Source organism: Nonomuraea turkmeniaca (assembly GCF_005889735.1).
Taxonomy (GTDB): domain Bacteria; phylum Actinomycetota; class Actinomycetes; order Streptosporangiales; family Streptosporangiaceae; genus Nonomuraea; species Nonomuraea turkmeniaca.
In genome coordinates this window covers 27,936-51,096 of the sequence record NZ_VCKY01000052.1, presented here as the reverse complement: position 1 = coordinate 51,096, position 23,161 = coordinate 27,936, and the positions used below count along the sequence as shown (strand labels likewise).

The following is a 23,161-nucleotide window of genomic DNA, read 5'->3' as shown; positions in this document are numbered from 1 at the left end:
GTGCTGGACTCGTTCCCCCAGTTCTGGCTGGGTATGTTGCTCATCGTCCTGTTCGGGGTGCAGCTGCAGGTACTGCCGACGTTCGGTGTGTCGGGCGTCGAGGGCGTGACGGTCTCCGGCGTGCTGCTGCATCTGATCCTGCCGGTGAGCACCCTGACGCTGACCGGGATGGGCTATCTGTTCCTCTATACGAGGTCGTCGTTGCTGACGGTGCTGACCAGTGAGCCGATTCAGCACGCGCACGCCCGCGGCGTCCCGTATGGGCGGCTCGTCAGGCGGCATGCGCTGCGGCCCGCACTGCTGCCCGTGCACACGATCCTCATGATGGAGATCGGCTTCCTGGCTGCGGGCTCGATCGTGGTGGAGACCGTTTTCGCCTATCCCGGGCTCGGCCGCCTGACCTTCGACGCGATCGCGGCCCGCGACTATCCGCTGATGCAGGGCGCGTTCCTGGTGCTGACGCTGATGGTCGTGCTGATGAACGCGGTGGCGGACGCCACGTACCCGTTGCTCGATCCCCGTGTCAGAACCGGAGGCGGCCGATGATGTTCCTGCGCGCGCCCCGCCGCAACCTCCTCGGCACGCAAGGGCTGATCGGCGCCGGGATCCTGGCCGCGATCGTCGGCGTCGCGCTGTATGGCACGCTGCTGCCCGACGACGCGGGTCGCGCCCGGGTGGCGCAGCCCTACGCCCCTCCGGGAGCGGGGCTGCCGCTCGGGGCCGACGATCTCGGCAGGAACCTGCTCGACCAGCTCATCGTCGGCGCCGGCGCCTCGCTGAGCCTGGCCTTCATCGTGGCGGCGGCCACCACCGTGCTCGCCGCGCTGGTGGGCGGGGCGGCCGGAATCGGGCCGCGCTGGCTGTCGGCCACGCTGATGCGCGGCACCGACGTCATGCTGGTGCTGCCCGAGCTGATCCTCTACATCCTCGCGGCGGCGTTCCTCGGCCAGTCCTTCGGCACGCGGGTGACGATCCTGGCCTTGATCCTGTGGCCGGTCCCGGCTCGGGTGCTGCGGGCCGCCGTGCTGACCGCGTGGTCGCGCGGCCACCTGGAGGTGGCCCGCGCGATGGGGGCGCCGCGCTGGTGGCTGCTCCTGCGGCACGGCTCCTACCTGATCGGGCCGCTGCTCATCCCGGTCTTCGTCCGTACGGCGATGCGTGCCGTCATCTACGACGCGACCCTGTCGTTCCTCGGACTTGGGGACCCGACCGCACCGAGCTGGGGCACCACGCTGTTCTGGGTGCAGACCAACGGCGTGTTCCTGTCGGAGGCCTGGCTCTGGTGGGCGCTGCCGCCGGGCGCCGCGATCACGCTCACCGTGCTGGCCCTGGCCCTCATCGGCACCGCCGTCGAGGAACGCCTCAACCCCGCGCTCAGGGAGGCCACCCGATGACGCTGTCACTGCGCGACCTCACCATCTCCTACGGCGGCCTGACGGCGGTGGACGCAATCAGCCTGGACGTCGCGGAAGGCGAGGTCGTCGCGCTCGTGGGCGAGAGCGGCTGCGGCAAGACCTCGCTCGCCCGCGCCCTGCTCGGGCTGCTCCCCCGCACCGCTTCCGTCACCGGCTCCGCGTGTCTCGGTGAGGACGAGCTGGCCGGGCGTACCGACTGGAAGGACATCCGCGGCCGCCGGGTCGCCATCGTGCCGCAGGGCGCGATGACCGGCCTCAGCCCGGTGCACCGGATCGGCGCCCAGCTCACCGAGATGCTCACCCTGCACGGCGGCCACGCGGAACCGGCCGAACTGCTGGAACGCGTCGGGCTCCCACCGGCCATGCTGCGGTGTTACGCGCACGAGCTGTCCGGAGGCCAGCGGCAACGGGTGGCGATCGCCCTGGCGCTGGCGGGCGAGCCACGGCTGCTGATCGCCGACGAGCCCACCACCGGGCTGGACGCGATCACGCAGCGGCAGGTCCTCGCCCTGCTCGCAGGTCTCGGCACCACCATGCTGATCGTCTCGCACGACCTCGCCGGGCTGATGCCGTACGCGGACCGGGTCGCGGTCATGTACGCGGGCCGCCTCGCCGAGGTGCGCCCAGCCGGCACGCTGGCCGCCGAGCACGCTCACCCGTACACCGCGGGCCTGCTCACCGCCACGCCGGTCGCGGACCGGAAGGTGCCGTGGGGGAGCATTCCCGGCTCCGCGCCCGCGCTCGACCTGCTGCCGGAAGGGTGCCGGTTCGCCCCGCGCTGCCCGCTGGCCACCAGCCTGTGCGCCGAGGAAGCACCGCAACTGCGCTCGCACGGCACCGCACAGGTGGCCTGCCATCATCACGACAAGCCCACATTCCCGGTAGTTCCACAAGGCGACCACCCGCTGGGAGCTCCGGTGGTCCGCGTGGCCGGTGTCCATCACCGCTACCGGACGCGGTCCAGGACCGTAGAGGCGCTGCGTGGCGTCGATCTCGACATCCACGCCGGAGAGATCGTGGCGCTCGTGGGCGAGAGCGGCTCCGGCAAGAGCACTTTGGCCAGGATCATCCTGGGCCTGCTGCGCCCGTCGAGCGGCCGGGTCGAGATCGCGGGCGAGGAGCTCACCACGCGGCGCGGCCGCGCGCTGCGCCGCCTGCAGCAGCGGATCGGCTTCGTCCACCAGGACCCCTACGACGCGCTCCACCCCGGGATGCGAGTGGCGAGTCTGGTGGCCGAACCCCTGGTGACGACGGGCACCCCGCGGGAGCACCGGGCCGCGCGGATGCGGGACGCGGTGAGCGCGGCCGGGCTGCCGGTGACGGACGAGTTCCTGCAGCGCTTCCCCGGCCAGCTGTCGGGCGGGCAGCGGCAGCGCGTGTCCATCGCCCGGGCGCTGGCGGCCGACCCCATCCTCCTGATCGCCGACGAGGCCACCTCGATGCTGGACGTCTCCACCCGCGCCGGCATCGCCACCACGCTCCGCACGCTGGCCGTCGAGCGCGGCCTCGCCGTCCTGTTCGTCACCCACGACCTCGGAGAGGCGGTGCAGTCGTGCGACCGGATCGTGGTGCTGCGCAGCGGCACCGTCGTCGAGCACGGGCTGTCCGCCGACCTTGCCAGCGCGCCTTCCCACCCGTACACGGCCCAACTGCTTGAAGCAGCTCAGACCTGACAAGGATGGACAGAGTGACAGACGTCTTCGCACGCCTGGAATCCTTCGGCGACCGCTTCCAGCTCCAGCGCGGGCTGGCGCCGGGAGAGGACTGGCTCGCCTGTGACCGGCTGCTCGATCCGTGGTCCGCGGAGCTGAAACAGGTGCTGGAGGCCGAGCGACGGGCCAGCGGCCAGGTCTCCGATCACGCGACCGCACTGACCGTGATGGCGGTGTACGCGGGCACCGTGACCGCGGCCGCCGTGCTGGCCTGGGCGGTCGACGGCGTGGTGATCGACATGCGGCCGCACAACGTCGCCATCCGGCTCTCCCCGCATCACGGCTTCGAGGCCGTCGCCCTCCGCGAACCCACCGTCACCGACGCGCCCGTGGAGACCCTGGTCGCCTGGGTGCTGGACGATCACCTGCTGCCCCTCGCCCGGGCCATGCACCTCCGTACCCGAGCAGGGTTGCGTCAGCTCTACGGCGGCGTGGCCCATGGCTGCGCGGCCGCCTTCTGCATCGCCAGCCGGCGCGGTGGCGACGTCGACCAGCTGGAGAGCGCCTACCAGACCTTTCTCGCCGCCGCCACCGGCGGGCTCGACCGCCTCGGCGAGGTGATCCGGCTCAGGGAAGGCGAGCGGGAAGGACTCTTCTACCTGCGCAACACCTGCTGCCTCTACTACACCTCGGCAGAGAAGGTGAAGTGCTCCAGTTGCTGCCTGGACACCGTCGAAGACCGCGTGGCGAACTACCGGCGAGTGCTCGCCAACGGTGTAGTCCCGCATTGACGGGTAGGGTGATACCGATAAGTCGTACACCGATGTACGAGATATTCGGAGGCCTTGATGATCCCGGTCCACATGAACGTGAACGGGCAGCAGCATGAGCTGTCCCTGGAGGATCAGGGTGCCTGCGGAGCCTGCACGGTTCTCGCCGACGGCGAGCGGATCAACGCGCGCCTGACGCCCGCCGTGCAGTGCGACGGCGTGTAGATCGTCACCATCGAGGCCATGGCGGGTCACGAGCTGGGCGCCCAGGTGCAGGAGGCGTTCCTCGCGCACGATGGATTCCAGTGCGGCTACTGCACCTCTGGGCAGATCTGCTCAATCGTCGCGATGCTGGCCGAACACCGCGACGGCCGGCCGAGCGCGGTGACCGAGGACCTGACCGGGACCGCGGCGCTCACCGACGACGAGATCAGGGAGCGGATGGCGGGCAACCTGTGCAGGTGCGGCGCCTACAACGCCATCGTGCCGCCATCCGGGAGGTGGCCGAGGCATGAGGGAGTTCGCCTACGTACGAGCAACCGACGTGGCCGAGGCCGTCGGACTGGCGGGCCCGCAGGTGCGATACCTGGCCGGCGGGACGAACCTGTTCGACCTCATGCGCGAAGAGGTGGAGCGGCCCGAGCAGGTCGTCGACATCTCCCGTCTGCCGCTGTCGGCCATCGAGGACGTTCCGGACGGCGGGCTACGCCTGGGTGCGCTGGCCCGTAACGCGCAGGTGGCCGCCGACGACCGGGTCCGCCGGCGCTACCCGATACTCGCGCGGGCTCTCCTGAAGGGAGCCTCGCCGCAGGTGCGGAACCGGGCGACGGTCGGTGGCAATCTGCTGCAGCGGACACGCTGCCGTTACTTCTACGACCTCGGCGCCGCCTGCAACAAGCGGACGCCCGGTGCGGGTTGTGACGCGCTCGCCGGGTTCAACCGCGGGCACGCCATTTTGGGAGCGAGTCCGAGCTGCGTGGCGGTGCATCCCTCCGACATGTGCGTGGCGCTGGCGGCGCTCGACGCGACCGTCAATCTCACCGGCCCCGAAGGCGACCGGAGCGTGCCGGTCACGGATTTTCACCTCCTGCCGGGGGAGACACCGCAGGTGGAGACCATGCTGCGCGCGAGCTGGGCATCGTGGCGTGGCCGCGGCTCTGGCCAACGCGATCTACCACGCCACCGGCACCCGCATCCGGTCCCTTCACACCGGACAAGCTGCTAGAGGGCATTGGCTAGCACGACGCCGCTGCCGACGCCGAGGAGGAGCGAGACCGCGGCGGCGACGTACACGATCCGGGCCGCGCGTGTTGCGACGGTGATCGCATCTCCGGGTTGGAAGGCGGGCCGGATCCAGCGGAGGTAGTAGAAGACGCTCGCCACGGTGTTGATCGCGGCGACCACGGCCAACCAGGCGTAGCCGCCGTCCCAGGCGGCGGCGAAGACCAGCACCTTGCCCACGAAAACGGCCGTAGGTGGCGTGCCGACCAGCCCAAGCAGGCAGACGATCAGCGCGAGGACCAGGCCGGGCGAGCGGCGGGCCAGCCCGGCGTAGCCAGCCAGCCGGTCCTCGCCCACCGCGAGCACGACCGCGAAGGCGCCCAGGTTGGTGATCGCGTACGCGGCCACGTAGAACAGCAACGCCGGTTCGGCGAGGTCGCTCTGCCCGGCCATGGCGATGGGGACGAGCAGGTATCCGGCCTGGCTGATGGTCGAGTACGCCAGCAGGCGGCGCACGTTGTCCTGGTGGAAGGCGGCCAGGTTACCCAGCGTCATCGTGGCCGCGGCAATGATCGCGATCAGCGGCCGCCAGCCGATCTCCAGGCCGGCGAAGACCTCGACGGCCAGACGGAACAGAGCGACGAAGGCACCGATCTTGGGGACGGTGGTGACAAAGGCCGCGACCGTCCGCGAGGCACCCTCCGTCACGTCGGGCACCCAGAAGTGCGCCGGCACTCCCCCGGCCTTGAACAACAGGCCCCCGAGCAGGAGCACCACGGCGAGCCCGGCCGCTCCACCCCGAACCGGACCGAAGTCCTGGTATGCCGTCGTCCCGGCGAGACCGTAGAGCAGGGTGACCCCGGCCAGCATGAGCACGCCGAGGAAGGCGCCCATCAGGAAGTACTTGAGCGCGGCCTCGGTGCCTGCCTCGTCCTTGGCGAACCCGGCCAGCGCGTAGGCGGGGATGCTCGCCAGCAGGTACGCGGCGACGAGAACGAGCAGGTCGCCGGCGCCCGCCAGGATGACCGTGCCGAGCGCGGCCAGCATGAACAGCACGTAGACCTCGGTCTCGCGGCTGTTGCCCCGCGCCCATCCAGCGGCCAGAACGAGGACGAGGAAGTTCGCGACGATGACCGTGGCCCTGGCCACATGGGTCAGCAGATCCACCGAGTAGGCCTCGAAGGCCATCGTGTCCGGCCGGAGAGCCGCGACCGAGGTGGCGGCCAGCGCGGCCACCAGCGCGATCCCGCAGATCCAGCCCACCCATCGTTGCCGCCCGCGCGGCAGGAACAACCCGGCGAGCAGCCCGATCACGGCTCCGGCCAGGATGAGCAACTCGGGCAGGAGGTCGACGGGGTTCTCGGTCATGCCGGTCATCGGCTCACCCCGGTAACCAGCGCCGCCGAGAACGGTTCGATGAAATCGAGCAGCCAGCCCGGCACAATGCCGATCACCAAGGACAGGACCAGCAACGGGGCGATCGAGGCCACCTCGTGTGGCTGGGCTTCGGAGACGCGCAGCTCTCCCAGAGGACCGAGGAACGCCTTCTGCAGAAGCCGCAGCAGCAAGGCGGCAGTGATCAGGATGCCCACGATGCTCAGCCCACCGGCCACGACCGCGCCGGTCATGCCGGTTCCTATCACGCCTGCGAAGATCTGAAACTCGGCGATGAAGCCGGACAGCCCGGGCAGTCCCAGCGAGGCGAAAGCGGCCACGGCGGTCATCAGGGTGAACGTCCGGGCGCTGGCCGCGATCCCCCCGAACCGATCGAGGTCGTAGCTGTGCGCCCGATCCCAGAGGATGCCGGTGAGCAGGAACAACGCACCGGTGATCAGGCCGTGGCTGACCATCTGGGTGACCGCGCCGGTGACCGCGAGTTGCCTGGCCTGGACATCGCCTGCCGCGAGCCCGGCGGCGCCCAAGGCCAGCACGATGTAGCCCATGTGGTTGACAGAGGTGTAGGCGATCAGCCGCTTGATGTTCTGCTGCGCCAGGGCGACGAGCGCGCCGTACAGAACGCTGACCACTCCGACGACGATGATCACCCATGCGTACTGCCGCCACGGCCCGGGGAGCAGGGGCAGGGCGATTCTCGCGAAGCCGTACGTGCCCATCTTGAGCAGGATTCCCGCCAAGATCGCGGAGCCGGCGGCGGGGGCGTCGGTGTGCGCCGGGGGTAGCCAGGTGTGGAAGGGCACGGTCGGCGTCTTGACCGCCAGCCCGATGCCGACGGCCAGCAGCACCAACGCGCCCGCCTCCGGCGGGCTCGCGGTCAGGTCGACGATGTCGAAGGTGCGCGGATCGCTGCCGAGGTAGAGACCGATGAAGCCCAGCAGGAGAGCGAGCGAGCCGAGAAAGGTGTAGAGGAAGAACTTCAGCGCCGAGCGGGCCCGGTCCCCGTGGCCCCAGCCGACGATCACGAAGTACATGCCCACGATCGACAGGTCGAAGAAGACGAAGAACAGCAGCAGGTCCAAAGCCGCGAACAGGCCCGTGGAGACCGTCTGCAGGAACAGGAAGAGCGCGGCGTACGACTTGGGCCGCTCTGCCTGCGTCAGCGAATAGATCGCGCACGAGAGGAACAGCACCGCGGTGAGCGCGATCAACGGCAAGGACAGACCGTCGACGCCGACGTGGTAGCCCGCGCCCACCGACGGGATCCAGCGCAGCCGTTCCTCGTAACCGATCCCTCCGCGGTAGCCGAGCCACATGACCACGACCAGCACCAGGTCGGCCGCCGCGGCGGCTACCCAGATCCAGCAGGCCGGCAGCCGCGGCACGGCCAGCAGCGCCGCGGCCAGCAGCGGCAGGAAAACGGTCAACGAAAGCACGGTCACCTCACCAACATGATCACGATCGCCAGCAGGGCGACGGCCACCGTCGCCTGGGCGAGGTAGGTGTGGACCTGGCCGGTCTGCGGCTTCCTGGCCAACTTGCCCAGCCGCCCGGCCATCGCCGCCGTGCCGCGGACGACGCCGTCCACGCCGGTTTCGAAGGGCGACCGGGCGAACCTGGCCATCGCCATCCCGCCGCGGGACACGGCACGCACCACGCCATCGATCACCGCATCGTCGAAACGCGCCAGCGCCTTGGCCACCACCATCAAGGGCTGCCAGACCACCGCCACCGCGAGCGGCTCCAGGCCCAACCAGCCGGCCAAGAAGGCGCCGGCTTCGAGCTCCGCTCGCCGGCGCAGCCTTACCCCGATCACCAGCATCACCACGGCCAGGGCCAACACGCCCGACGCGGCCAGCTCGCCCGCCCCGGGAAGGGGTCCGGCCGCGTTGAGCAGGCGGGTCCAGCCGCCAAAGAGGAGCCCGATGATCCCCAGCGTCGCGGCGAGCAGGGCGAGCAGAGGCAGCGGCAGGCGTTCGAGCAGCCTGATCCGGGCTCCGTCACGCCGCGCCGCCTCGGGCGACCATACGGCGATCAGCGCCTTGGCGGCGTACGCGGCAGAGAGCACGGCCGCAGCCAGCGCCACCGCATGCAGAGCGGGATCGCCCACTGCGGCGAGCACCATGTCCTTGGTCACCCACAGCGACAAGGGCGGCAATCCGGCCAGCGCCAAAGCGCCGACCCCGAAAGTGACGCCGACGAGGGGATACCGCCGCGCGGCACCCTGAAGTTCTGGCAGGTGCTCAGTGCCGAGCGCGGTCAGCCAAGCTCCGGCTCCCAAGAAGAGCAGGCTCTTGACCGCCGCGTGCGCGACCAGGTGAGCCGCGCCCCCGGCGATCGCCGAGACGCCCGCGGCCAGCACCATGAACCCGATCTGCGCGCACGTGGAGGCGGCCAGCAACTGCTTGAGGTCACGTTGCGCGAACGCGACAGCGCCGAGCAGCAGCGCCGTCAGCGCACCGACCCAGGCAACGACGGTCGCTGCCCAGCCGGTCGCCACCAGCACCGATTGCGTACGCAGAAGCAGATAGGCGCCCGCGGCGACCATCGTGGCCGAGTGCAGCAGCGCCGACACCGGGCTCGGGCCCGCCATCGCACGCGACAGCCAGAAGGAAAAGGGCAGCTGCGCCGACTTCCCCAGCGCGGCCGCGACTAGACCGGCCGCCACGAGGTCCAGCCATGGAGAGCTCGTGGCGGTCAAACCGGTCAGGTTCAGCGAGTGCGATCCCGCGATAGCGCAGCCGGCGGCCAGGTAGAGCCCCATGTCGCCCGCGCGGGTGGTGACGAAGGCGATCGTCCCCGAGCGCACCCGATCCCGCTCGCGCCACCAGAAGCCGATCAGTGCGTAGGACATGGCGCCCATGACTTCCCACGCCATCAGCAACAGGACGAGGTCCGTAGCGGTGACGGTGACCAGCATCGCGCCCATGAAGATCAGCATCAGGCCGAAGAACCGGCCCGTGGACTCGCGGATCTCGCCCGCAGCGAAGACGAGAACCGCCAGCGCGACCACCGACACGGTGACCACCATGACCGCCGACAGCCCGTCGACCGCCAGCCCCGACTCGAAACCGGCGAACAACTCGATGGTCATGGCGGGACGCTGGATCGCGGCCCAGATGGCCAGGAGCACGGTAGCCGAGGCGACGAGGAGCCCGATCGCGGGTCCGGCCCGCCGAAGGATGATCAACGCACCGCCGGAGACGATCGGAAGCGCCGGAAGCAGCAAGACGAGGATGTTCATCCCTTCAGGTCCTTCGCCTCATCCGTCAGGTCGACCTCCCGCGCCCGGAAGAGCGCGGTGACGACGGCGAAGCCCATGGCCATCTCCAGGGCCATCACCGTGATCGCCACCAGGACGAGGACCTGGCCGTCGGCGGTCTCGGGAGCCAGGAAGTACCAGAACGCGCCACCGGCCACGATCAGCCCATTGATCATCAGCTCCAGGCCCATCATCAGCATCACGATCGACTGCTGGGACAGCGCGCCGTACAGACCGACCGCGAACAACGCGGCACCCAGCAAGAGGAAGGACTGGAGCGTCATCCGGACTCCTCGCGAGGATCGGGCGAGCCGCACGAACCGTGCCCGTGATGGTGCTCGGCGGCGGGGAGCCCCGGGCCTTGGCCTGGGCCAGGGTCGAGCGGGCGGCGGCGCTTCAGGTCCTCCCCGTAGCGGTCGTACCGACCCCGATGAGTGGCGAGCACGACGGTCGAGATCATCGTCGCGAGGATGGCCACACCGATGACCATCATGACGAGCATCTTCGATCCCATGATCGCCATCCCGAGCTCGCGGGTGGGATCGGCTGGAGGCTCGCCTCTGCGCTGTGGCCAGGACGTGAGGAAGATCCCCGCCGTCAGGAGGACGAAGACCGCCCCCGATATGATCACGGCCCCACGGTTGTTGTGGACCATCTTCATCGGCATGAGACCCGCCGGGTTCATCATGTACATGATCATGAAGACCGCCATGATCAGCATCTCCATGACCATCATCAGGATGATCAGGACGCCGAGATACTCCAGGTCGATGAGCAGGAACGCCGCCCCGACCGCCAGCAGGGAGGCGAGGAGGGCGAACGTCGCCCGCGCCATCGAGTCGACGACGAACACCACGATCCCGGCGGCCACGGACACGACGGCCAGAATCCAGAAGGCGACGGCCATCACAACACCACGATTCCGACGACGAGCAGCTGAACGAGCGACAGCGGGATCAACACCAGCCAGGACGCCTGGGTGAAGCGATCCATCCTGATGGCGGGCACGCGATGCCGTACCCAGACCAGCAGCCCCAGCACAGCCGCCGTCTTGACCAGCACCCACAACCAGCTCGGCAACACCGGGCCCGCACCACCCCCCAGGAACAGCGGTACGGCCGCCGCGGCGGCCACCACCAGCAGCGCATAACGCCCTGCCTGGAAGAGCAGCCGATCAGGCCCCGACAACTCGGCACGCACGCCACCTGCGAGATCAGTGCCCACCGGCTGGCTCATCGGCCCCCAGAACGCCATCGCCAGCGCGGACACCAGATAGATCAGAAACGCGATCGGCATCCACACCACGAACCAGAGTCCCTGCTGCGCCTGCACCGCGTCGCCCATCCGCAGCGACCCCGCACCGAGCGCCACCGTGATCAGCGCGAACATGTGCGGCAGCTCGTACGCCAGCCCCTGGGCGACGAGCCGGTAGGCGCCGGCCAGCGGATACACCGAATTGACCGCCCAGCCGGTGAGCCAGAGCGACCCCCAGACGCACACCTCCATGGCGTTGAACCAGACGATGCCCACGGCCAGATCCGCGACAGGGGCGTCGCCCAGTGGGATCACGATTCCAGCCAGCACCGGTGCGACGATCAGGCTGATAACGCCGATCCGCAGGAGGAGTGTGTCACGCAGCAACGTGCGCCGACGCTGCTGGACGAGCAGCCGCGCCACTTCGCCGAACGGGGCACCCACCTGGGCCCCACCCAGCCTGGCGTCGAGACAAGCGGCGGAAAGCCCGAGGCCGACGAGTGCCAGCAGAAGAACTGCGCCTTCAAGCATGAGCGACCGCCGGTTCTGGATCGAGGCTGGCGATGATCAGCCTCGCCGTGGCCAGCTCTCCGCCGACGAGCAGCCCGGGGTGCAACGTGTGCCTGACCGGAGGTGCGCCGTCGAGCGGCGTTTCGTCCTCGAGGGCATCGATCGCCGCCCGCGTCCGGGTCAGCCACCCGTCCAGCCTGGACACCGCGTCGCCGTCCTCGATCGATCCGACGTCGCGCAACATCCAGCGCAGGGTTCTGGAGCGACGCACCTGTCTTTCGAAGCTCCTGTACGGCGCGGCGAGCTCGGCACGCGGTGCGTCAGCGAGCAGGCGATCCCTCAGCGCCCTGGCGCGCCTCGCGGCACCAGACCATCCAGAAACCGACAGCAATCGGCCCAGGCTGTCGAGGTAGGCGGCAGCCTGCCGCCGCCCGGCCTCGGCGCGCGTCACCGGGTGGCCGGCCGCCGCCTTGTTCCAGGGCTCGGCCCAGAACGACTCGCCGCTCCCCAGCCACCTGACGGCGGCGTCCTGGATCACGTCGCCTTGCAGGACGCTCTCCACCACCAAGCCACGCGGCCAATCCGACAAGATCGGCCCTATGGAGACGTGCAAGCGGTCCAAGCTCAGCCCGTCACGATCGGGGCCACGACCTGCCATGGGCAGGCCACCGGGATTGCCCATGTGGTGCTCGTGGTGACCGCCCTCATGCCCGTCGTCGTCATGTTCCTGTCCGTGACTCGCATGCGAATCATGGCCGTGATGGGATGAACCCCCGTCCGGCGTGTGGGAGTCGCTGTTCCGGTCCGCATCGGGTGACCATGGCTTGCCCGCCCGAGCAGCGGCATCCCTCCACTGTGCGTCCTTGTCGGCCAGGTGGGCGACCGCACGATTTAGCGCCTGACCGATCGACGGTGGAGTGGCGTCGCTGGGCAGATCGACTCGCGCGCGTGGTCCTGGCAGGTCGTCCCAGACCGTACGGATCGCCGCTTCGAACTCTTCGCCGGGAGTGCCACAGATGACGAGGAGGTCGGCTTCGCTCGCCGGCTCCGCGGGCCGCCATCGCCGCCGCGCGATCTCGGCCTCGCCGAGCAGCCGAGCCCGGGTGCCGTGCTCAGCGGAGACGACGAACGGCCGAGGATGGTCCGCGGCCCGCTTGAGGAGCCACTCCGTCACGACCACCGGAAGGCCCCCTCCCGCCAGGCGTAGACCACGCCGACCATCAGGAGGCCGAGGAAGATGAACATCTCCACCACGGCCACAGGACCCACTTCGGCGACGACGAGCGCCCAGGGGTACATGAAGACCATCTCCATGTCGAAGGCCAGGAAGACCAGGGTGACGGCGTACCAGCGCACGTGGTAGCGGGAGAGGGCATGCTCTTGTGGCCGCGTCCCGGACAGGAACGGACCCGTGCCGAGCGTTCCACGGGGGCTGATGACCAGGGAGACCAGATAGATCGCGAGCACACCGACGGCGAGCAGGGCCACCAGGCCGAGAACGGCCGCCCAGGGTGCCATCGACCTTCCCCCAGAATGTCTACTAAGATCCGTAGTTCCCGCTATGGCTTCTGACAATCATTTACGCGCTCGGGCACATCCCAGCGTCTCGGCGGCGGACCGCCTTCACCCATCGTCCGCGTAGAGAGGCCCGGCTTGGCGGTGGCATTCATGACGGACTTACCAGTTCGTATCCGGCTTCCTCGACAGCGGAGGCGATCCTCGCCTGGTCGATGCCGAAGACGGTCTTCCATCAGTGCTCACATGTCCAGCCGTTTCGGCTTCTAACGGGAAACCCCTCTCCGGTATCTCTCCGACGCGCGATTCTGAGCAGATTGATGGCGCCGGTCAACAGAGACAGCCGGAGGGCGATGACCCGCCCAGGCGCAGGTCGCGCCCGGGCGGGTCAGACATCAGAGCCGATCAAGGATCTTCTGCAGTTGCTCCACCTCGGCTTGCTGAGTGGTCTCGATGGTCTTGGCCAGTTCCTTGGCCTCCAGGTTCGAGCCGTCGGTCTGCTCGGTGCGGGCCATCTCGATCGCTCCGTTGTGGTGGGCGATCATCTGCTGGGCGAACAGCTTGTCGAACTCCTTGGCCTTGGCCGCCTCGAGCTTCTTCATCTCCTCTTCGGACATGACACCCGGCATCTCATGGCCCATGCCATGCCCCGTGTCACCCTCGGAGGCGGCCTTGCCCCACTCGGTGAGCCAGGTCTTCATGGCCTGGATCTCCGGGTCCTGAGCGGCCTTGATCTTGGCGGCGAGCTCCTTGATCTCCGGATCGCTGGCCCGCGTCGCCGCGAGATCGGCCATCTCGACCGCCTGCTGGTGATGGGGGATCATCATCTGCGCGAACATGACATCCGCGTCGTTGAAGGCGGCTGACGGCGAAGCGCTGGCGGTGGTGGCGGCAGGCGCGCTGCTGCTGTTCATCCCCTCATGTCCCGCCATGGAGTCGCCGTCACTCCCACAGGCGGTCAGCAGAGCGAGTGCACCTGCGGCAACGGCGAAGGACAGCTTGCGGTTGATACGCATAGTCATTTGATCTCTCGATGTTGTCGGAACTTTCGGCCTGTCGCGGACGGTCTCAGAGCTCGTCCGCAGGTCATTGGCCTATATGCGCAATATCGAGAGACTTGCCAGATTCACGGACGTGGGCTTCGGCGGAGGGCGGGCGACCTGCCGCACCGACGGCAGCACCCCACTGCTGTCCCCGAGTCGTCGCCGCACTCGGATCCAGGCAGCGACCAACAGCACGACCATGAGCGAGGACAGGATGGCCAGGCACACGCTGGTCGGGTCGAGTCCGGGCCTCTTCTGCTCGGGAACGAATGCCTGCAGTCCCGCCGGAACGGTGAGAGGGCGCTTTTGAGCGACGCCCATGCCGTGGGCATCCGGCGGCGAGCCGGCGTGCCGGCCGTCCACATGTCCCAGGGTGTGCATGCCGCCCACGCCCAGGGCGAGGGCGACGAGCAGGAGACCGCGCGCGACCCGCAACACGAGGCGTCGCCGCACGACTCCCATCAGCCCTCCCCTGGTGATCGACGTATTCCGAGTCCCATAGTACTAACGAGCCTCGTAGTACCGGCCGAAGCCGGCCGGGTGCCGTCATGAGGAGGTACGGCCCCCGGCCGGCCACCGTTCACCAAGAGAAGCCGCTTCCACCGGGCGTCAGGTCAGGCGGAGGCCAGCTCGTAGCCCGCCTCCTCGACAGCGTCGCGGACAAGCGCCTCCTCAATGGGCGCGTCCCCCGTCACAGTCACCTTGCCGGTGGCGAGGTCCACGTCCACGGCCGTCACGCCAGCGATCTTGCCGACCTCGGACTTGACACTGCCGACGCAGTGGCCACAGGTCATCCCGCTCACAGTGTACGTAGCGCTGGTCATCTCAACCTCCTCATCAATACCCCCAACAGGTATCCGTCGCCTGCACAATACGCCAGCATGGCCACCCGAACAACCATAACCCCCTAGGGGTATATGAGAGGTAAATCACGCCGACCACTTATACCCCCTGGGGTATTGTCCTCCGCATGAGAGAGCTGAATGTCATCGCGGTCGTCGGAGCGTCCCTGGCCGGTCTGCGTGCCGTCCAGGCGCTGCGACGAGAGGGCTTCGACGGAACGATCACACTGATCGGCGGGGAAAGGCATCTCCCCTACAATCGCCCACCCCTGTCCAAGAGCATGCTCAAGGGCGACGACGAGGTCACGCTGCCCGCTGTGCACGGGGCCGCATCCAGATCGCCCGCCTGCCGCACCTTGCCGACGCCAGCCGCGTCATCGCCGGATCGCCGCAGGACAACCGCTTCGCGGTCGCCTTCGCCAGAGATGGTGCGCTCGTCGGCGCGGTCGCGGTGAACGCCCCCAAGGACCTGATCCGCGTCAAGCGTGCCATCGTGGCCGGCCACCGCCTGGGCACCCTGGCATAGCGCGAAAGCACGCCTACCCGCTTGTCTACGACCGCCGGTAGCATCAACGAACGGCGGGTAGAAGGGACTGGCAAATGGTGCGTGGTCTGGGGGAGCTCGAATCCGCGATCATGGATCGCATGTGGGCCACCAACGCGCCCGCCTCGGTCAGGGACGTCCTGGAGCACCTGCGGAAGGACCGCGCCTTGGCCTACACGACGGTGATGACCGTGATGGACAAGCTCCACACCAAGGGCCTGCTCAAGCGCAAGCCGGTCGGCCGGGCGTACATCTACGAGGCGGTGTCGTCGAAGGAGGCCTACACCGCCGACGTGATGCGCGTGTCCCTGGCCAAGAGCGGCAACAGGGCCGCCACCTTCGTGCACTTCCTCGAACGGCTTACCCCTGAGGAGGCCAGTGCCTTGGAGGCGGCGCTTCAGGTGTACCCGCCGAGCGGACGCAGCTCGTGACGGTGGCGATCGCTCTCGCGGTGTACGCGGCTTTCGCCGCCGTGGCGCTGCCGCGGCTGCTGCGGCGGGCCGCTTGGACAGACCGAGCGCCCCGGCTGGCCATCGCCATGTGGCAGGCGGCGGGCGCCTCGGTGGTGGTCTCGGTGTTGCTGTCAGCGTTCGCCATCGCCGTCCCCGCCTCCGTGGTGGGGCACGGCCTGGCCGCGCTGTTCGAGGCCTGCGCAGCTCTGCTGGGCCACGGAGCGACCTTGAGCACGCCGAGCGCCCGGATCGGCCTCCTTATCGGTGGACTTGTCCTGGCGCGGCTTGCCTATACCGGTGGAGCCGTCCTGCTGGGCGCGCGCCGCGGACGCCGACGGCATGCCGAGGCGCTCGCCCTGCTCGGCAGGCACGATCACGACCTCGGCGCGCTCGTGGTCGACTACGAGGAGCGCCTGGCGTACTGCCTGCCCGGCCGGAAGGGGCACGCCGTCATCACCACCGGGGCGCTGCGCTCGCTGGCACCGGAGCAGGTCACCGCCGTGCTCGCCCATGAGCAGGCACACCTGCGCGGGCGCCACCACCTGGTGCTGGCCGCCGCCGAGGCCCTGGCGCGGGCGTTTCCCCGCATCCCGCTGTTCGATCAGGCGCGAGCAGAGATCGCCCGCCTGGTCGAGCTGCTGGCCGACGATGAGGCCGCACGCCATCACCCACGCATCCATATCGCGGCGGCCCTGGTCCGGCTGGCGACGGGACGAGTTCCCGCATTCGCGCTGGGTGCGGGCGGAGAAACGGCGCTCACCCGCGTCCGCCGGATGTTGCATCCGCAGGCGCCGCTCGAATGGCGCGAACGCCTCTCGGGGCTCTTGGCGGTGACGGCGCTGCTGGCCGGTCCCACTGCCCTGGCCGCGGCCCCGGGTGTGGGTGCCTTTCTCGCCCACCACTGCCATTCCTTCCTCATCACGCTTTGATCTTCTACGAAGGGCGATAGTAGCGGGTAGTAGACTCGTGCCCATGGGGTGTGTGAGTCGGCGGCTGCGCACAAGCGCCGCAGGCGTGGCGCTTGTGGCGGCCCTGGCGGGCTGTGGTCAAGCGGCCCCGGAGCACGGCGGGCAGGCCGACCCCGACCTGGGTGTGGGCCATGTCCACGGACTCGGCGTCGATCTCGCTGACGGCAGCCTCTACGTCGCGGGACACCACGGACTGTTCAAAGTCACGTCTCCGACGACGATCGCCCGGGTCGCCGACCGCGACCAGGACCACATGGGCTTCACGATCGCCGGCCCGAAGACCTTCCTGGCCAGCGGTCATCCTTCCGCCGAGGACGTCTCGCCGGAACGCCCACCGCACCTCGGCCTTATCAAGTCGACGGACGCGGGTGTCACCTGGAAGGTGATCTCGGCGGACGGCTCCGCGGACTTCCACTCCATCCAGCCCGCCGGGGACAGCCTGTACGCCTTCGACAGCCAGACCTCGAAGGTCTGGCGAAGCTTCGACGGCGGCGCCACCTGGACGCAGGGCACCGAGGAGAAGGTGATCGACCTCGGGGCCGGCGCCGAACAGCCCTCGCGCATCTACGCCACCACACCAGACGGGCTGAAGGTGAGCGAGGACGGCGGCGTGAACTTCACCGACGTGGCGAAGGCACCCCTGCTCAGCCACGTGGACGTGCTCCCCGGCGAGGTGCTGGTTGGGGCCGGAGCCGACAGGAAGATCCACACCAGCCAGAACGGCGGCAAGAGCTGGTCGGCCGTCGGCGAGCTCCCTGGCCAGGCGGCCGCGTTCACGGCCGTGAACCGGCAGCGCCTGCTGGCCGCCATGGAGGACGGGACGGTCCTGGATTCCAAGGACGGCGGCAAGACCTTCACCACGGCTTTCGCCCCTCCCGGCTGAGCGCCGCCGTCAGACGGCTAGACGGCGATACCGCCCGCCTGCCGAGGAGGAATGCGCCAGGTACCGCCTTCTCGATCGCTTGATGATCAGGATGGGTCCGACCGGCGCGGCGAAGTCCCCGGCCGGGACAGCCACCGCGTCGACCAAGGACACGGCCGCCGCCTGGACTACCTCAGCAACCCAGTCAGGATGACCTTGACGAGTCGGCGGGCGGCGACCTCGGACGGCAGTTCACCGGCCGCCGATACGGCGTGGAGGCAGTAGGTTGCGAGCTCGTCCGGCGCGACGTCATCGCGGAACACCCCGCTCCGCACGCCTTCCGCCAAGACGTCCCGGATCATGTCGTGGAGCTGTCGCTGTGCTCGTGCAACCTGCTCGTCGCGGTGCAGGTGCGCCATGAGCGCACCATCGCCGTGCCCCCGGGACCGCTGGGTGATGTGCGCGTACGCCTCCAGCACAGCGTGCAGCCGCGTGTCAGGGCCGCCGGCCTGGTCGCGGACACGAGCGAGTTGTCCGAGATGAGCGGTGATCTGCCGCTCGTGCCAGGCCAGCAGGATCGTTTCGACGTCCGGGAAGTACTTGTAGAGGGTCGCGCGCCCGATCCCGGCCTGCTCCGCGATCTGGGACATCGTGACCGACCGCAGCCCGTGCTCGGCCACGAGTGCCGAAGTGCGGTCGAGGATCGCATCACGTACATCACGGCGATGCGCCTCGATCGTCTCATTCCACAGCCTGGGCATGCTTTGAGCATACGACACGAAAGGATCAATACACTATGTATTGCCATAGACGGAGTGTTTCGTAAACATGAGCCTACGCAGGCCGACAATCCATGGAGGACAGCCATATGGCTGATGAACGCGACCCCGCCGACAGCGATGTCGGCATGCCACGCTGGGTGAAGGTGACGGGGATCATCGCCGCCGTTCTGGTCCTGCTCTTCGTCGTCCTGCTGCTCAAGGGTGAGCACGGGCCCGGCCGCCACTCGGCTGCGACGTCGGCGGTCGCAAAACTCGTCACCTCATGAGGACCATGGCGCCCCCGGTCCGCAAACTGGTCCTCACCACGCACATCACCTCGTCGGTGGGCTGGCTCGGCGCCGTCCTCGCCTTCCTGGCCCTGGCTGTCATCGGCTTGACCAGTCAGGACGATCAGACCGTACGAGCCGTCTACCTGGTGATGGAGCCGGCCGCCTGGTACGCCCTCATCCCGCTGGCCGTCGCCTCGCTGCTCACCGGCCTCGTCCAGTCCGTGGGAACCACGTGGGGCCTGTTCCGGCACTACTGGGTCATCTTCAAACTCCTGATCAACCTCGGCGCCATCGTCGTCCTGCTGATGTACACCGAGACGCTCGGCTATCTGGCAGGCCTCGCAGCAGCACCGGACACCGACCTGGGCCTGCTGCGAAATCCCTCCGTCCTCATCCACACCGTGCTCGCCCTGATGCTGCTGCTAGCGGCCACCGTGCTGGCGGTGTACAAACCGCGCGGCCGCACACGGTACGCGCTCAGGACACGCCCCACCGCATCCAGAACTGCAGCGCCCCAGCGATGAGCTGAACAGCGATCGCCGCAGCCAGAAGTCCCATGATCCGGGTGACGAGGTTGAGACCGTTGTCCTTGAGCAGGCGTCCGATGAACGGAGAGAAGCGCAGCGTCAGCCAGGTCAGCAGCAACGCCGCAGCCAGGGCCAACACGACGGCCGCCACGGCCGGAGCGCTGCCGGCCTGCTCCACGTAGAGCATGGTCGCTGCGATCGCACCCGGTCCTGCCAGCATCGGCGTGCCGAGCGGGACGAACGCCACCGCGCCGCTCTCAGCGTCGGCGCGCTTCCGCGCGCAATCCGTTTTGAGAAGGTCGAGCGCGATCAGCGCCAGCAGCACGCCTCCGGCGACCTGCAGGGCTTGGAGCGAGATGCCCAAGGCGTCGAGCAGATGGTTTCCGGCGACGGCGAAGACCCCTACGATACCCGCGGCCACCAGCACCGAGACGCGGGCCGTCCGCCGCTGGGCCGACGGGCTCTGGTGCCGCGTCAGCGTCAGGAACACCGGAATCGCGGCGAGCGGATCGAAGATGACGAGCAACGTGACGAAAGCCTGCACGAAAAGGCTGGAAGACATGGTGCGCCCCACGGGTGACCGGATCGGCCCCGTCCACGTGCGTGAGCGCTAGGCGGACGGGCTGGGCCTGGTGACCGTGGGGTGGCAGGGCACCGTCCAGCGCAGCCACACGGCGTTGCTGTCGTTCATGACCCGTACCTCCTCGGCCGCCTCAACCCGGCGCGCTTTTCTCCTATTCCAAAGGGATGGCTCCGCCGTCGATCGGCGACGGAGCCATCCCGAGTCGTTCTACGTGAAGCCGGTTGCGCAGCGGCTGGAGCTCGTCCTCCGGCTCCTGCTCGGCCGCCAGCTGCTCGGCGGTCGCCGGAGTGCGCTGCGGAGGCCACGGCTCCGGACCACCGTGCCACGCGGCCTCAGCCGGCTCCCAGCTCGGCAACCCGTTCGCGAAGGGCAAGACCCGGTAGTACGCGTTCATCTCATCTCGCCGCGGCGGGCGGACTTGAGCAACCACGGCGAACATTGAATCCACAACCATCGCCTACAGACAACCTTCGGTTTCTGAAGATCGCCCTGCGGGGCCACCCGGACCCCGCAGAGCCTTCAAAAGCCAGGCACATTCAACAACCCCGAACCGCCGTTTTCTTACATGATCCGGGTCATACCACCCTTGAACCGGCGGGCAGAAGCTGGAGTGGCCGCTCGACACGCTCACCGCCGCCGGGTGCCGAAAGGTCAGCCGGGTCCTGCTGACCGGCCGAAACCCGAGGAAGTCCGAGCCGTGCTCCAGCCTCAAGTACCCGTGCTTCTCGTACAACTTCCTAGCAGGCAGGAAGAACTCGGCGATCTGCGGGCCGGAAAGGTCGTCCACAACGATGTTCATACAGTCGTCTGCTCATGCGTCACGCGGTGGCGCCGGGTCGGCATCCCAAGTGTCGGGTTGGCGACGCTCCATGCGGCGCCCTTGCAGATCACTTCCTTGTAGGCGGCGGCCAGCCGGCCGGTCAGGACCGCCTGCTTGGCACGGTCGTCGGCCGTGACGTACTGGATCAGGCCCTCCTTGCGGCCCAGCGAGACGCACTGGTTGAAGTAGCCGATCGTCTTGTCCGGGACCTTCCGGCCGGTCAGGCGGGCCGCGATGGCGTCGGCGGCCAACGAGGCGGTGGGGATTCCCGAGGCGCACGACATCCGTAGCGGCTTGTCGCCGGCGCCCTTCGCCATGGCCGCGTCGCCGACGGCGTACACATCGGGGTGTGAAACCGAGCGCATGGTCGGGTCGACCACGATCTGGCCGGTGCCGGAGACCTCCAGGGAGGTCGCCTTCGCGATCGGGTGGACCGCGAAACCGGCGGTCCATACGGTGACCGCGGCGGGGATGACCTTGCCGTCGGCGGTGGTGACGTGGTCGGGTTCGACGCCGCTGATGGTGGTGTGTTCGTACGCGGTGATGCCGAGCTTGCCGAAGACCTTCCTTACGTGCTCGCGGCCCTTGGGTGAGAGCCAGTCGCCGAGGCTGCCGCTGACGGCCAGAGCGACGTCGAGGTCCGGGCGGGCCTCGACGATCTCGGTGGAGGCCTCCACGCCGGTGAGGCCGCCGCCGACCACCACCACGGCCTGCCCGGCGTCGAGGCCCGCCAGGCGCTCGCGTAGCCGGAGTGCTCCGGTACGGCCGGCGATCTGGTAGGCGTGCTCGGCGGTCCCGGGTACACCCTGGCTGTTCCAGCCGCTGCCGAGGGCGTACACGAGGGTGTCGTACTCCAGTTCTTCGGCACCGTTCGCGCCGGTGATGGCGACGGTCTTGCGGTCGGCGTCGACGCCGGTGACTTTCGCGATCCTCAGTGCGACGCCGGTGCCGGCGAAGATCTCGCTGAGTGGCCGGCGCCTGAGATCCTGGCCGGTCGCCAGCTGGTGGTTGCGGATGCGTTCGACGAAGTCGGGCTCGGCGTTGACGAGGGTGATGGCGACGTCCTCGCGGCGCAGCCGCTTGGCCAGGCGGCCGGCGGCGCTGGCTCCGGTGTATCCGGCTCCGAGGACGATGATGCGGTGCTGCATGTCAGGCTCCTGTCCGGTTCGGATTTGTCACTTGAACCGGATGGCCCGCCGTTTCCTGACAGGAGCACGATGTGATACACGTCACATCACGAGCAGGGGCTCCCCATGGGCGGCCGCCGCCCATTGCTCGGTCGCGCGTGCGAGCTTGTCGGGGTTTGCCTGGGTACGGCAGGCGGTGATGCCCTCGGCGGTGACCTCCAGGCACATGATGGCGACGACCCGGCCCTCCACGACCGCCACAACGGCGGGTTCGCCATTGGCGGTCCAAGCGTATATCTCGGGCGTGCCGCCGACGACGACGCGCTTGGCCTCGGCGGGCTTGAACATGCCCCACACGAACTTCGCGACCGCGACGGCTCCCTCGAACGCCTTGGTGCGTGCCGGGACCTTCCCTCCGCCGTCGCCGATGGAGATGGCGTCCTTGGTGAGCAGGCGTACGAGCTCATCGGTCTGGCCACTGGTGGCGGCCGCGAGGAACTCCTCGACGATCCGCCGGGCGGCGGCCTCGTCGATCTCGGCGCGGGCTTTGCCGTACGCGACATGCTTCTTGGCACGGTGAAAGATCTGCTGGCTGGCCGCCTCGGTGATGTCGAGGATCTCGGCGATCTCCCGGTGCGGGTAGTCGAAGGCCTCCCGCAGCACGTACACGGCCCGTTCGTTGGGTGACAGGCGCTCCATGAGGGTGAGGACCGCGTACGAGACCGATTCGCGCTGCTCAGCGGTGTCGGCCGGGCCGAGCATCGGGTCCCCGGCGAGCAGCGGCTCGGGAAGCCATTGGCCCACGTAGGTCTCGCGGCGCGCCCGCGCGGAGGTGAGCTGGTTGAGGCACAGGTTGGTGAGTACCTTCGTCAGCCAGGCCTCGGGGACCTCGATGCGGTCGACGTCGGCGGCCTGCCAGCGCAGGAACGTCTCCTGCACGGCGTCCTCCGCCTCGTCCGCGGAGCCGAGGAGACGGTAGGCGATGGCCTCCAGACGGGGCCTCGATAGCTCGAACCGGTCGACGTCGTCCACCGTTAAAGGCATGACCCGATCCTAACGGCGTGACAGCGCACGCAGTGTGCCTCTGGCCTCAAGCGATCACGGCAGCTTGATCGACTACTGGTCCGTAGGGAAAGGGCGCGCCACGGCGGACGGCGGACAGCGAGGGAACCGATGGCCCATCATTTACCGGGCTCACCGAGCCCTGCCGGACCTGCGCCAGGACCAGCTCGTAACTACCGATCAGCGCAGCTGAAGGCCTGGAACTTGATCTCTGCGCGCCCATTCTCAGTCCGAAGAGGATGAGTTCTCCACCCTGCCCTTCCCTGCACTGTCGCGCCGCGCTATC

General features: G+C 68.8%; 28 protein-coding genes and 2 pseudogenes. 14 read left to right on the top strand and 16 right to left on the bottom strand.

Going from position 1 to position 23,161, the window contains the following annotated elements; genetic code table 11:
- The 7 genes and pseudogenes from ETD86_RS17715 to ETD86_RS17690 form a co-directional block, all read left to right on the top strand.
- On the top strand, nt 1-546 hold a 546-nt coding region (locus ETD86_RS17715; RefSeq protein WP_170223130.1), incomplete at its 5' end, for an ABC transporter permease.
- The gene (locus ETD86_RS17710; protein ID WP_138667251.1) at nt 543-1,394 is read left to right on the top strand and encodes an ABC transporter permease; all 852 of its coding nucleotides are present in this window, start codon (nt 543-545) and stop codon (nt 1,392-1,394) included. The genes ETD86_RS17715 and ETD86_RS17710, both read left to right, overlap by 4 nt.
- The gene (locus tag ETD86_RS17705) at nt 1,391-3,088 is read left to right on the top strand and encodes an ABC transporter ATP-binding protein (protein ID WP_138667250.1); all 1,698 of its coding nucleotides are present in this window, start codon (nt 1,391-1,393) and stop codon (nt 3,086-3,088) included. Before ETD86_RS17710 ends, ETD86_RS17705 begins: the two co-directional genes overlap by 4 nt.
- A 14-nt stretch (nt 3,089-3,102) precedes the next feature.
- The gene (locus ETD86_RS17700) at nt 3,103-3,858 is read left to right on the top strand and encodes a (2Fe-2S)-binding protein (protein WP_138667249.1); all 756 of its coding nucleotides are present in this window, start codon (nt 3,103-3,105) and stop codon (nt 3,856-3,858) included.
- Between the two features lie 57 nt (nt 3,859-3,915).
- Nucleotides 3,916-4,062, top strand: a complete 147-nt coding sequence (locus ETD86_RS58205; protein WP_246147973.1) for a (2Fe-2S)-binding protein — start codon at nt 3,916-3,918, stop codon at nt 4,060-4,062.
- A gap of 18 nt (nt 4,063-4,080) precedes the next feature.
- Nucleotides 4,081-4,263 (top strand): annotated as a pseudogene (locus ETD86_RS58200) (2Fe-2S iron-sulfur cluster-binding protein); the annotation flags it as partial.
- Nucleotides 4,264-4,348: 85 nt separating this feature from the next.
- Nucleotides 4,349-5,062, top strand: a complete 714-nt coding sequence (locus ETD86_RS17690; RefSeq protein WP_170223129.1) for an FAD binding domain-containing protein — start codon at nt 4,349-4,351, stop codon at nt 5,060-5,062.
- On the opposite strand, the gene ETD86_RS17685 is transcribed toward ETD86_RS17690, so the two are convergent.
- The 11 genes from ETD86_RS17685 to ETD86_RS17635 all read right to left on the bottom strand — a co-directional run bounded on the left by ETD86_RS17685 (nt 5,059) and on the right by ETD86_RS17635 (nt 14,861).
- A complete protein-coding gene (locus tag ETD86_RS17685) occupies nt 5,059-6,435 on the bottom strand; it encodes an NADH-quinone oxidoreductase subunit N (RefSeq protein ID WP_138667247.1) in 1,377 nt (458 codons plus the stop codon). The genes ETD86_RS17690 and ETD86_RS17685 overlap by 4 nt on opposite strands.
- Nucleotides 6,432-7,895, bottom strand: coding sequence for a complex I subunit 4 family protein (locus ETD86_RS17680; RefSeq protein WP_246147972.1), 1,464 nt, complete (start codon nt 7,893-7,895; stop codon nt 6,432-6,434). The genes ETD86_RS17685 and ETD86_RS17680 overlap by 4 nt, the downstream gene beginning before the upstream one ends.
- Entirely contained in the window at nt 7,892-9,697 is a 1,806-nt protein-coding gene (locus ETD86_RS17675) for an NADH-quinone oxidoreductase subunit 5 family protein (RefSeq protein ID WP_138667246.1), read from the bottom strand. The genes ETD86_RS17680 and ETD86_RS17675 overlap by 4 nt, the downstream gene beginning before the upstream one ends.
- Nucleotides 9,694-9,999: an NADH-quinone oxidoreductase subunit NuoK gene (nuoK, locus tag ETD86_RS17670; protein WP_138667245.1), complete on the bottom strand. Its 306-nt coding sequence runs from the start codon at nt 9,997-9,999 to the stop codon at nt 9,694-9,696. Before nuoK ends, ETD86_RS17675 begins: the two co-directional genes overlap by 4 nt.
- A complete protein-coding gene (locus ETD86_RS17665) occupies nt 9,996-10,622 on the bottom strand; it encodes an NADH-quinone oxidoreductase subunit J (protein WP_138667244.1) in 627 nt (208 codons plus the stop codon). The genes nuoK and ETD86_RS17665 overlap by 4 nt, the downstream gene beginning before the upstream one ends.
- Entirely contained in the window at nt 10,622-11,500 is an 879-nt protein-coding gene (locus ETD86_RS17660) for a complex I subunit 1 family protein (protein WP_138667243.1), read from the bottom strand. Before ETD86_RS17660 ends, ETD86_RS17665 begins: the two co-directional genes overlap by 1 nt.
- Nucleotides 11,493-12,653 carry a hypothetical protein gene (locus ETD86_RS17655; protein ID WP_138667242.1) on the bottom strand — a complete coding sequence of 387 codons (1,161 nt, stop codon included), beginning with the start codon at nt 12,651-12,653 and terminating at the stop codon, nt 11,493-11,495. Before ETD86_RS17655 ends, ETD86_RS17660 begins: the two co-directional genes overlap by 8 nt.
- Nucleotides 12,650-12,997, bottom strand: a complete 348-nt coding sequence (locus tag ETD86_RS17650; protein WP_138667241.1) for an NADH-quinone oxidoreductase subunit A — start codon at nt 12,995-12,997, stop codon at nt 12,650-12,652. Before ETD86_RS17650 ends, ETD86_RS17655 begins: the two co-directional genes overlap by 4 nt.
- 392 nt (nt 12,998-13,389) lie before the next feature.
- Nucleotides 13,390-14,016: a DUF305 domain-containing protein gene (locus tag ETD86_RS17645; RefSeq protein WP_138667240.1), complete on the bottom strand. Its 627-nt coding sequence runs from the start codon at nt 14,014-14,016 to the stop codon at nt 13,390-13,392.
- Between the two features lie 72 nt (nt 14,017-14,088).
- Nucleotides 14,089-14,499: a DUF6153 family protein gene (locus ETD86_RS17640; RefSeq protein ID WP_138667239.1), complete on the bottom strand. Its 411-nt coding sequence runs from the start codon at nt 14,497-14,499 to the stop codon at nt 14,089-14,091.
- Nucleotides 14,500-14,651: 152 nt separating this feature from the next.
- Nucleotides 14,652-14,861: a heavy-metal-associated domain-containing protein gene (locus ETD86_RS17635; protein WP_138667238.1), complete on the bottom strand. Its 210-nt coding sequence runs from the start codon at nt 14,859-14,861 to the stop codon at nt 14,652-14,654.
- 146 nt (nt 14,862-15,007) lie between these two features.
- Between ETD86_RS17635 and ETD86_RS60090 the strand changes: the two are divergent.
- The 5 genes and pseudogenes from ETD86_RS60090 to ETD86_RS17610 form a co-directional block, all read left to right on the top strand.
- Nucleotides 15,008-15,169 (top strand): annotated as a pseudogene (locus ETD86_RS60090) (FAD-dependent oxidoreductase); the annotation flags it as partial.
- Between the two features lie 41 nt (nt 15,170-15,210).
- The gene (locus ETD86_RS60085) at nt 15,211-15,405 is read left to right on the top strand and encodes an oxidoreductase C-terminal domain-containing protein (protein WP_138667259.1); all 195 of its coding nucleotides are present in this window, start codon (nt 15,211-15,213) and stop codon (nt 15,403-15,405) included.
- A gap of 74 nt (nt 15,406-15,479) precedes the next feature.
- Nucleotides 15,480-15,854 (top strand): BlaI/MecI/CopY family transcriptional regulator, encoded by a 375-nt coding sequence (locus ETD86_RS17620; protein ID WP_138667237.1) that lies wholly within the window; start codon nt 15,480-15,482, stop codon nt 15,852-15,854.
- Nucleotides 15,851-16,804: a M56 family metallopeptidase gene (locus ETD86_RS17615; protein ID WP_138667236.1), complete on the top strand. Its 954-nt coding sequence runs from the start codon at nt 15,851-15,853 to the stop codon at nt 16,802-16,804. The genes ETD86_RS17620 and ETD86_RS17615 overlap by 4 nt, the downstream gene beginning before the upstream one ends.
- A 43-nt stretch (nt 16,805-16,847) precedes the next feature.
- Complete coding sequence (locus tag ETD86_RS17610) at nt 16,848-17,726, top strand: F510_1955 family glycosylhydrolase (RefSeq protein ID WP_138667235.1); 879 nt, start codon at nt 16,848-16,850, stop codon at nt 17,724-17,726.
- Nucleotides 17,727-17,893: 167 nt separating this feature from the next.
- Here ETD86_RS17610 and ETD86_RS17605 read toward each other — a convergent pair whose 3' ends face one another.
- Nucleotides 17,894-18,466 carry a TetR/AcrR family transcriptional regulator gene (locus tag ETD86_RS17605; protein ID WP_138667234.1) on the bottom strand — a complete coding sequence of 191 codons (573 nt, stop codon included), beginning with the start codon at nt 18,464-18,466 and terminating at the stop codon, nt 17,894-17,896.
- Nucleotides 18,467-18,573: 107 nt separating this feature from the next.
- On the opposite strand from ETD86_RS17605, the gene ETD86_RS17600 reads away from it, so the two are divergent.
- Together ETD86_RS17600 and ETD86_RS17595 are read left to right on the top strand one after the other, a co-directional pair.
- Entirely contained in the window at nt 18,574-18,753 is a 180-nt protein-coding gene (locus ETD86_RS17600) for a hypothetical protein (RefSeq protein ID WP_138667233.1), read from the top strand.
- 5 nt (nt 18,754-18,758) lie between these two features.
- Nucleotides 18,759-19,280 carry a DUF2269 domain-containing protein gene (locus ETD86_RS17595; protein WP_138667232.1) on the top strand — a complete coding sequence of 174 codons (522 nt, stop codon included), beginning with the start codon at nt 18,759-18,761 and terminating at the stop codon, nt 19,278-19,280.
- Here the strand turns inward: ETD86_RS17595 and ETD86_RS17590 are convergent.
- The 4 genes from ETD86_RS17590 to ETD86_RS17575 all read right to left on the bottom strand — a co-directional run bounded on the left by ETD86_RS17590 (nt 19,234) and on the right by ETD86_RS17575 (nt 22,857).
- The gene (locus ETD86_RS17590) at nt 19,234-19,857 is read right to left on the bottom strand and encodes a MarC family protein (RefSeq protein ID WP_211370112.1); all 624 of its coding nucleotides are present in this window, start codon (nt 19,855-19,857) and stop codon (nt 19,234-19,236) included. The two genes, ETD86_RS17595 and ETD86_RS17590, sit on opposite strands and share 47 nt — an antisense overlap.
- A gap of 160 nt (nt 19,858-20,017) precedes the next feature.
- Nucleotides 20,018-20,260 (bottom strand): hypothetical protein, encoded by a 243-nt coding sequence (locus tag ETD86_RS57000; RefSeq protein ID WP_138667231.1) that lies wholly within the window; start codon nt 20,258-20,260, stop codon nt 20,018-20,020.
- Nucleotides 20,261-20,661: 401 nt separating this feature from the next.
- Entirely contained in the window at nt 20,662-21,834 is a 1,173-nt protein-coding gene (locus ETD86_RS17580) for an NAD(P)/FAD-dependent oxidoreductase (protein WP_138667230.1), read from the bottom strand.
- An 81-nt stretch (nt 21,835-21,915) separates the two neighbouring features.
- The gene (locus ETD86_RS17575; RefSeq protein WP_138667229.1) at nt 21,916-22,857 is read right to left on the bottom strand and encodes an RNA polymerase sigma-70 factor; all 942 of its coding nucleotides are present in this window, start codon (nt 22,855-22,857) and stop codon (nt 21,916-21,918) included.
- Nucleotides 22,858-23,161: the final 304 nt, after the last annotated feature.

Excerpts from the sequence above, each read along its gene's own strand:
- ETD86_RS17710 (WP_138667251.1), top strand. The coding sequence starts at position 543 with ATGATGTTCCTGCGCGCGCCCCGCCGCAACCTCCTCGGCACGCAAGGG.
- ETD86_RS17705 (WP_138667250.1), top strand. The coding sequence starts at position 1,391 with ATGACGCTGTCACTGCGCGACCTCACCATCTCCTACGGCGGCCTGACG.
- ETD86_RS58205 (WP_246147973.1), top strand. The coding sequence starts at position 3,916 with ATGATCCCGGTCCACATGAACGTGAACGGGCAGCAGCATGAGCTGTCC.
- ETD86_RS17690 (WP_170223129.1), top strand. The coding sequence starts at position 4,349 with ATGAGGGAGTTCGCCTACGTACGAGCAACCGACGTGGCCGAGGCCGTC.
- ETD86_RS17685 (WP_138667247.1), bottom strand. The coding sequence starts at position 6,435 with ATGACCGGCATGACCGAGAACCCCGTCGACCTCCTGCCCGAGTTGCTC.
- ETD86_RS17675 (WP_138667246.1), bottom strand. The coding sequence starts at position 9,697 with ATGAACATCCTCGTCTTGCTGCTTCCGGCGCTTCCGATCGTCTCCGGC.
- nuoK (WP_138667245.1), bottom strand. The coding sequence starts at position 9,999 with ATGACGCTCCAGTCCTTCCTCTTGCTGGGTGCCGCGTTGTTCGCGGTC.
- ETD86_RS17665 (WP_138667244.1), bottom strand. The coding sequence starts at position 10,622 with ATGGCCGTCGCCTTCTGGATTCTGGCCGTCGTGTCCGTGGCCGCCGGG.
- ETD86_RS17660 (WP_138667243.1), bottom strand. The coding sequence starts at position 11,500 with ATGCTTGAAGGCGCAGTTCTTCTGCTGGCACTCGTCGGCCTCGGGCTT.
- ETD86_RS17650 (WP_138667241.1), bottom strand. The coding sequence starts at position 12,997 with ATGGCACCCTGGGCGGCCGTTCTCGGCCTGGTGGCCCTGCTCGCCGTC.
- ETD86_RS17645 (WP_138667240.1), bottom strand. The coding sequence starts at position 14,016 with ATGACTATGCGTATCAACCGCAAGCTGTCCTTCGCCGTTGCCGCAGGT.
- ETD86_RS17640 (WP_138667239.1), bottom strand. The coding sequence starts at position 14,499 with ATGGGAGTCGTGCGGCGACGCCTCGTGTTGCGGGTCGCGCGCGGTCTC.
- ETD86_RS17635 (WP_138667238.1), bottom strand. The coding sequence starts at position 14,861 with ATGACCAGCGCTACGTACACTGTGAGCGGGATGACCTGTGGCCACTGC.
- ETD86_RS17620 (WP_138667237.1), top strand. The coding sequence starts at position 15,480 with ATGGTGCGTGGTCTGGGGGAGCTCGAATCCGCGATCATGGATCGCATG.
- ETD86_RS17610 (WP_138667235.1), top strand. The coding sequence starts at position 16,848 with ATGGGGTGTGTGAGTCGGCGGCTGCGCACAAGCGCCGCAGGCGTGGCG.
- ETD86_RS17605 (WP_138667234.1), bottom strand. The coding sequence starts at position 18,466 with ATGCCCAGGCTGTGGAATGAGACGATCGAGGCGCATCGCCGTGATGTA.
- ETD86_RS17600 (WP_138667233.1), top strand. The coding sequence starts at position 18,574 with ATGGCTGATGAACGCGACCCCGCCGACAGCGATGTCGGCATGCCACGC.
- ETD86_RS17595 (WP_138667232.1), top strand. The coding sequence starts at position 18,759 with ATGGCGCCCCCGGTCCGCAAACTGGTCCTCACCACGCACATCACCTCG.
- ETD86_RS57000 (WP_138667231.1), bottom strand. The coding sequence starts at position 20,260 with ATGAACGCGTACTACCGGGTCTTGCCCTTCGCGAACGGGTTGCCGAGC.
- ETD86_RS17580 (WP_138667230.1), bottom strand. The coding sequence starts at position 21,834 with ATGCAGCACCGCATCATCGTCCTCGGAGCCGGATACACCGGAGCCAGC.
- ETD86_RS17575 (WP_138667229.1), bottom strand. The coding sequence starts at position 22,857 with ATGCCTTTAACGGTGGACGACGTCGACCGGTTCGAGCTATCGAGGCCC.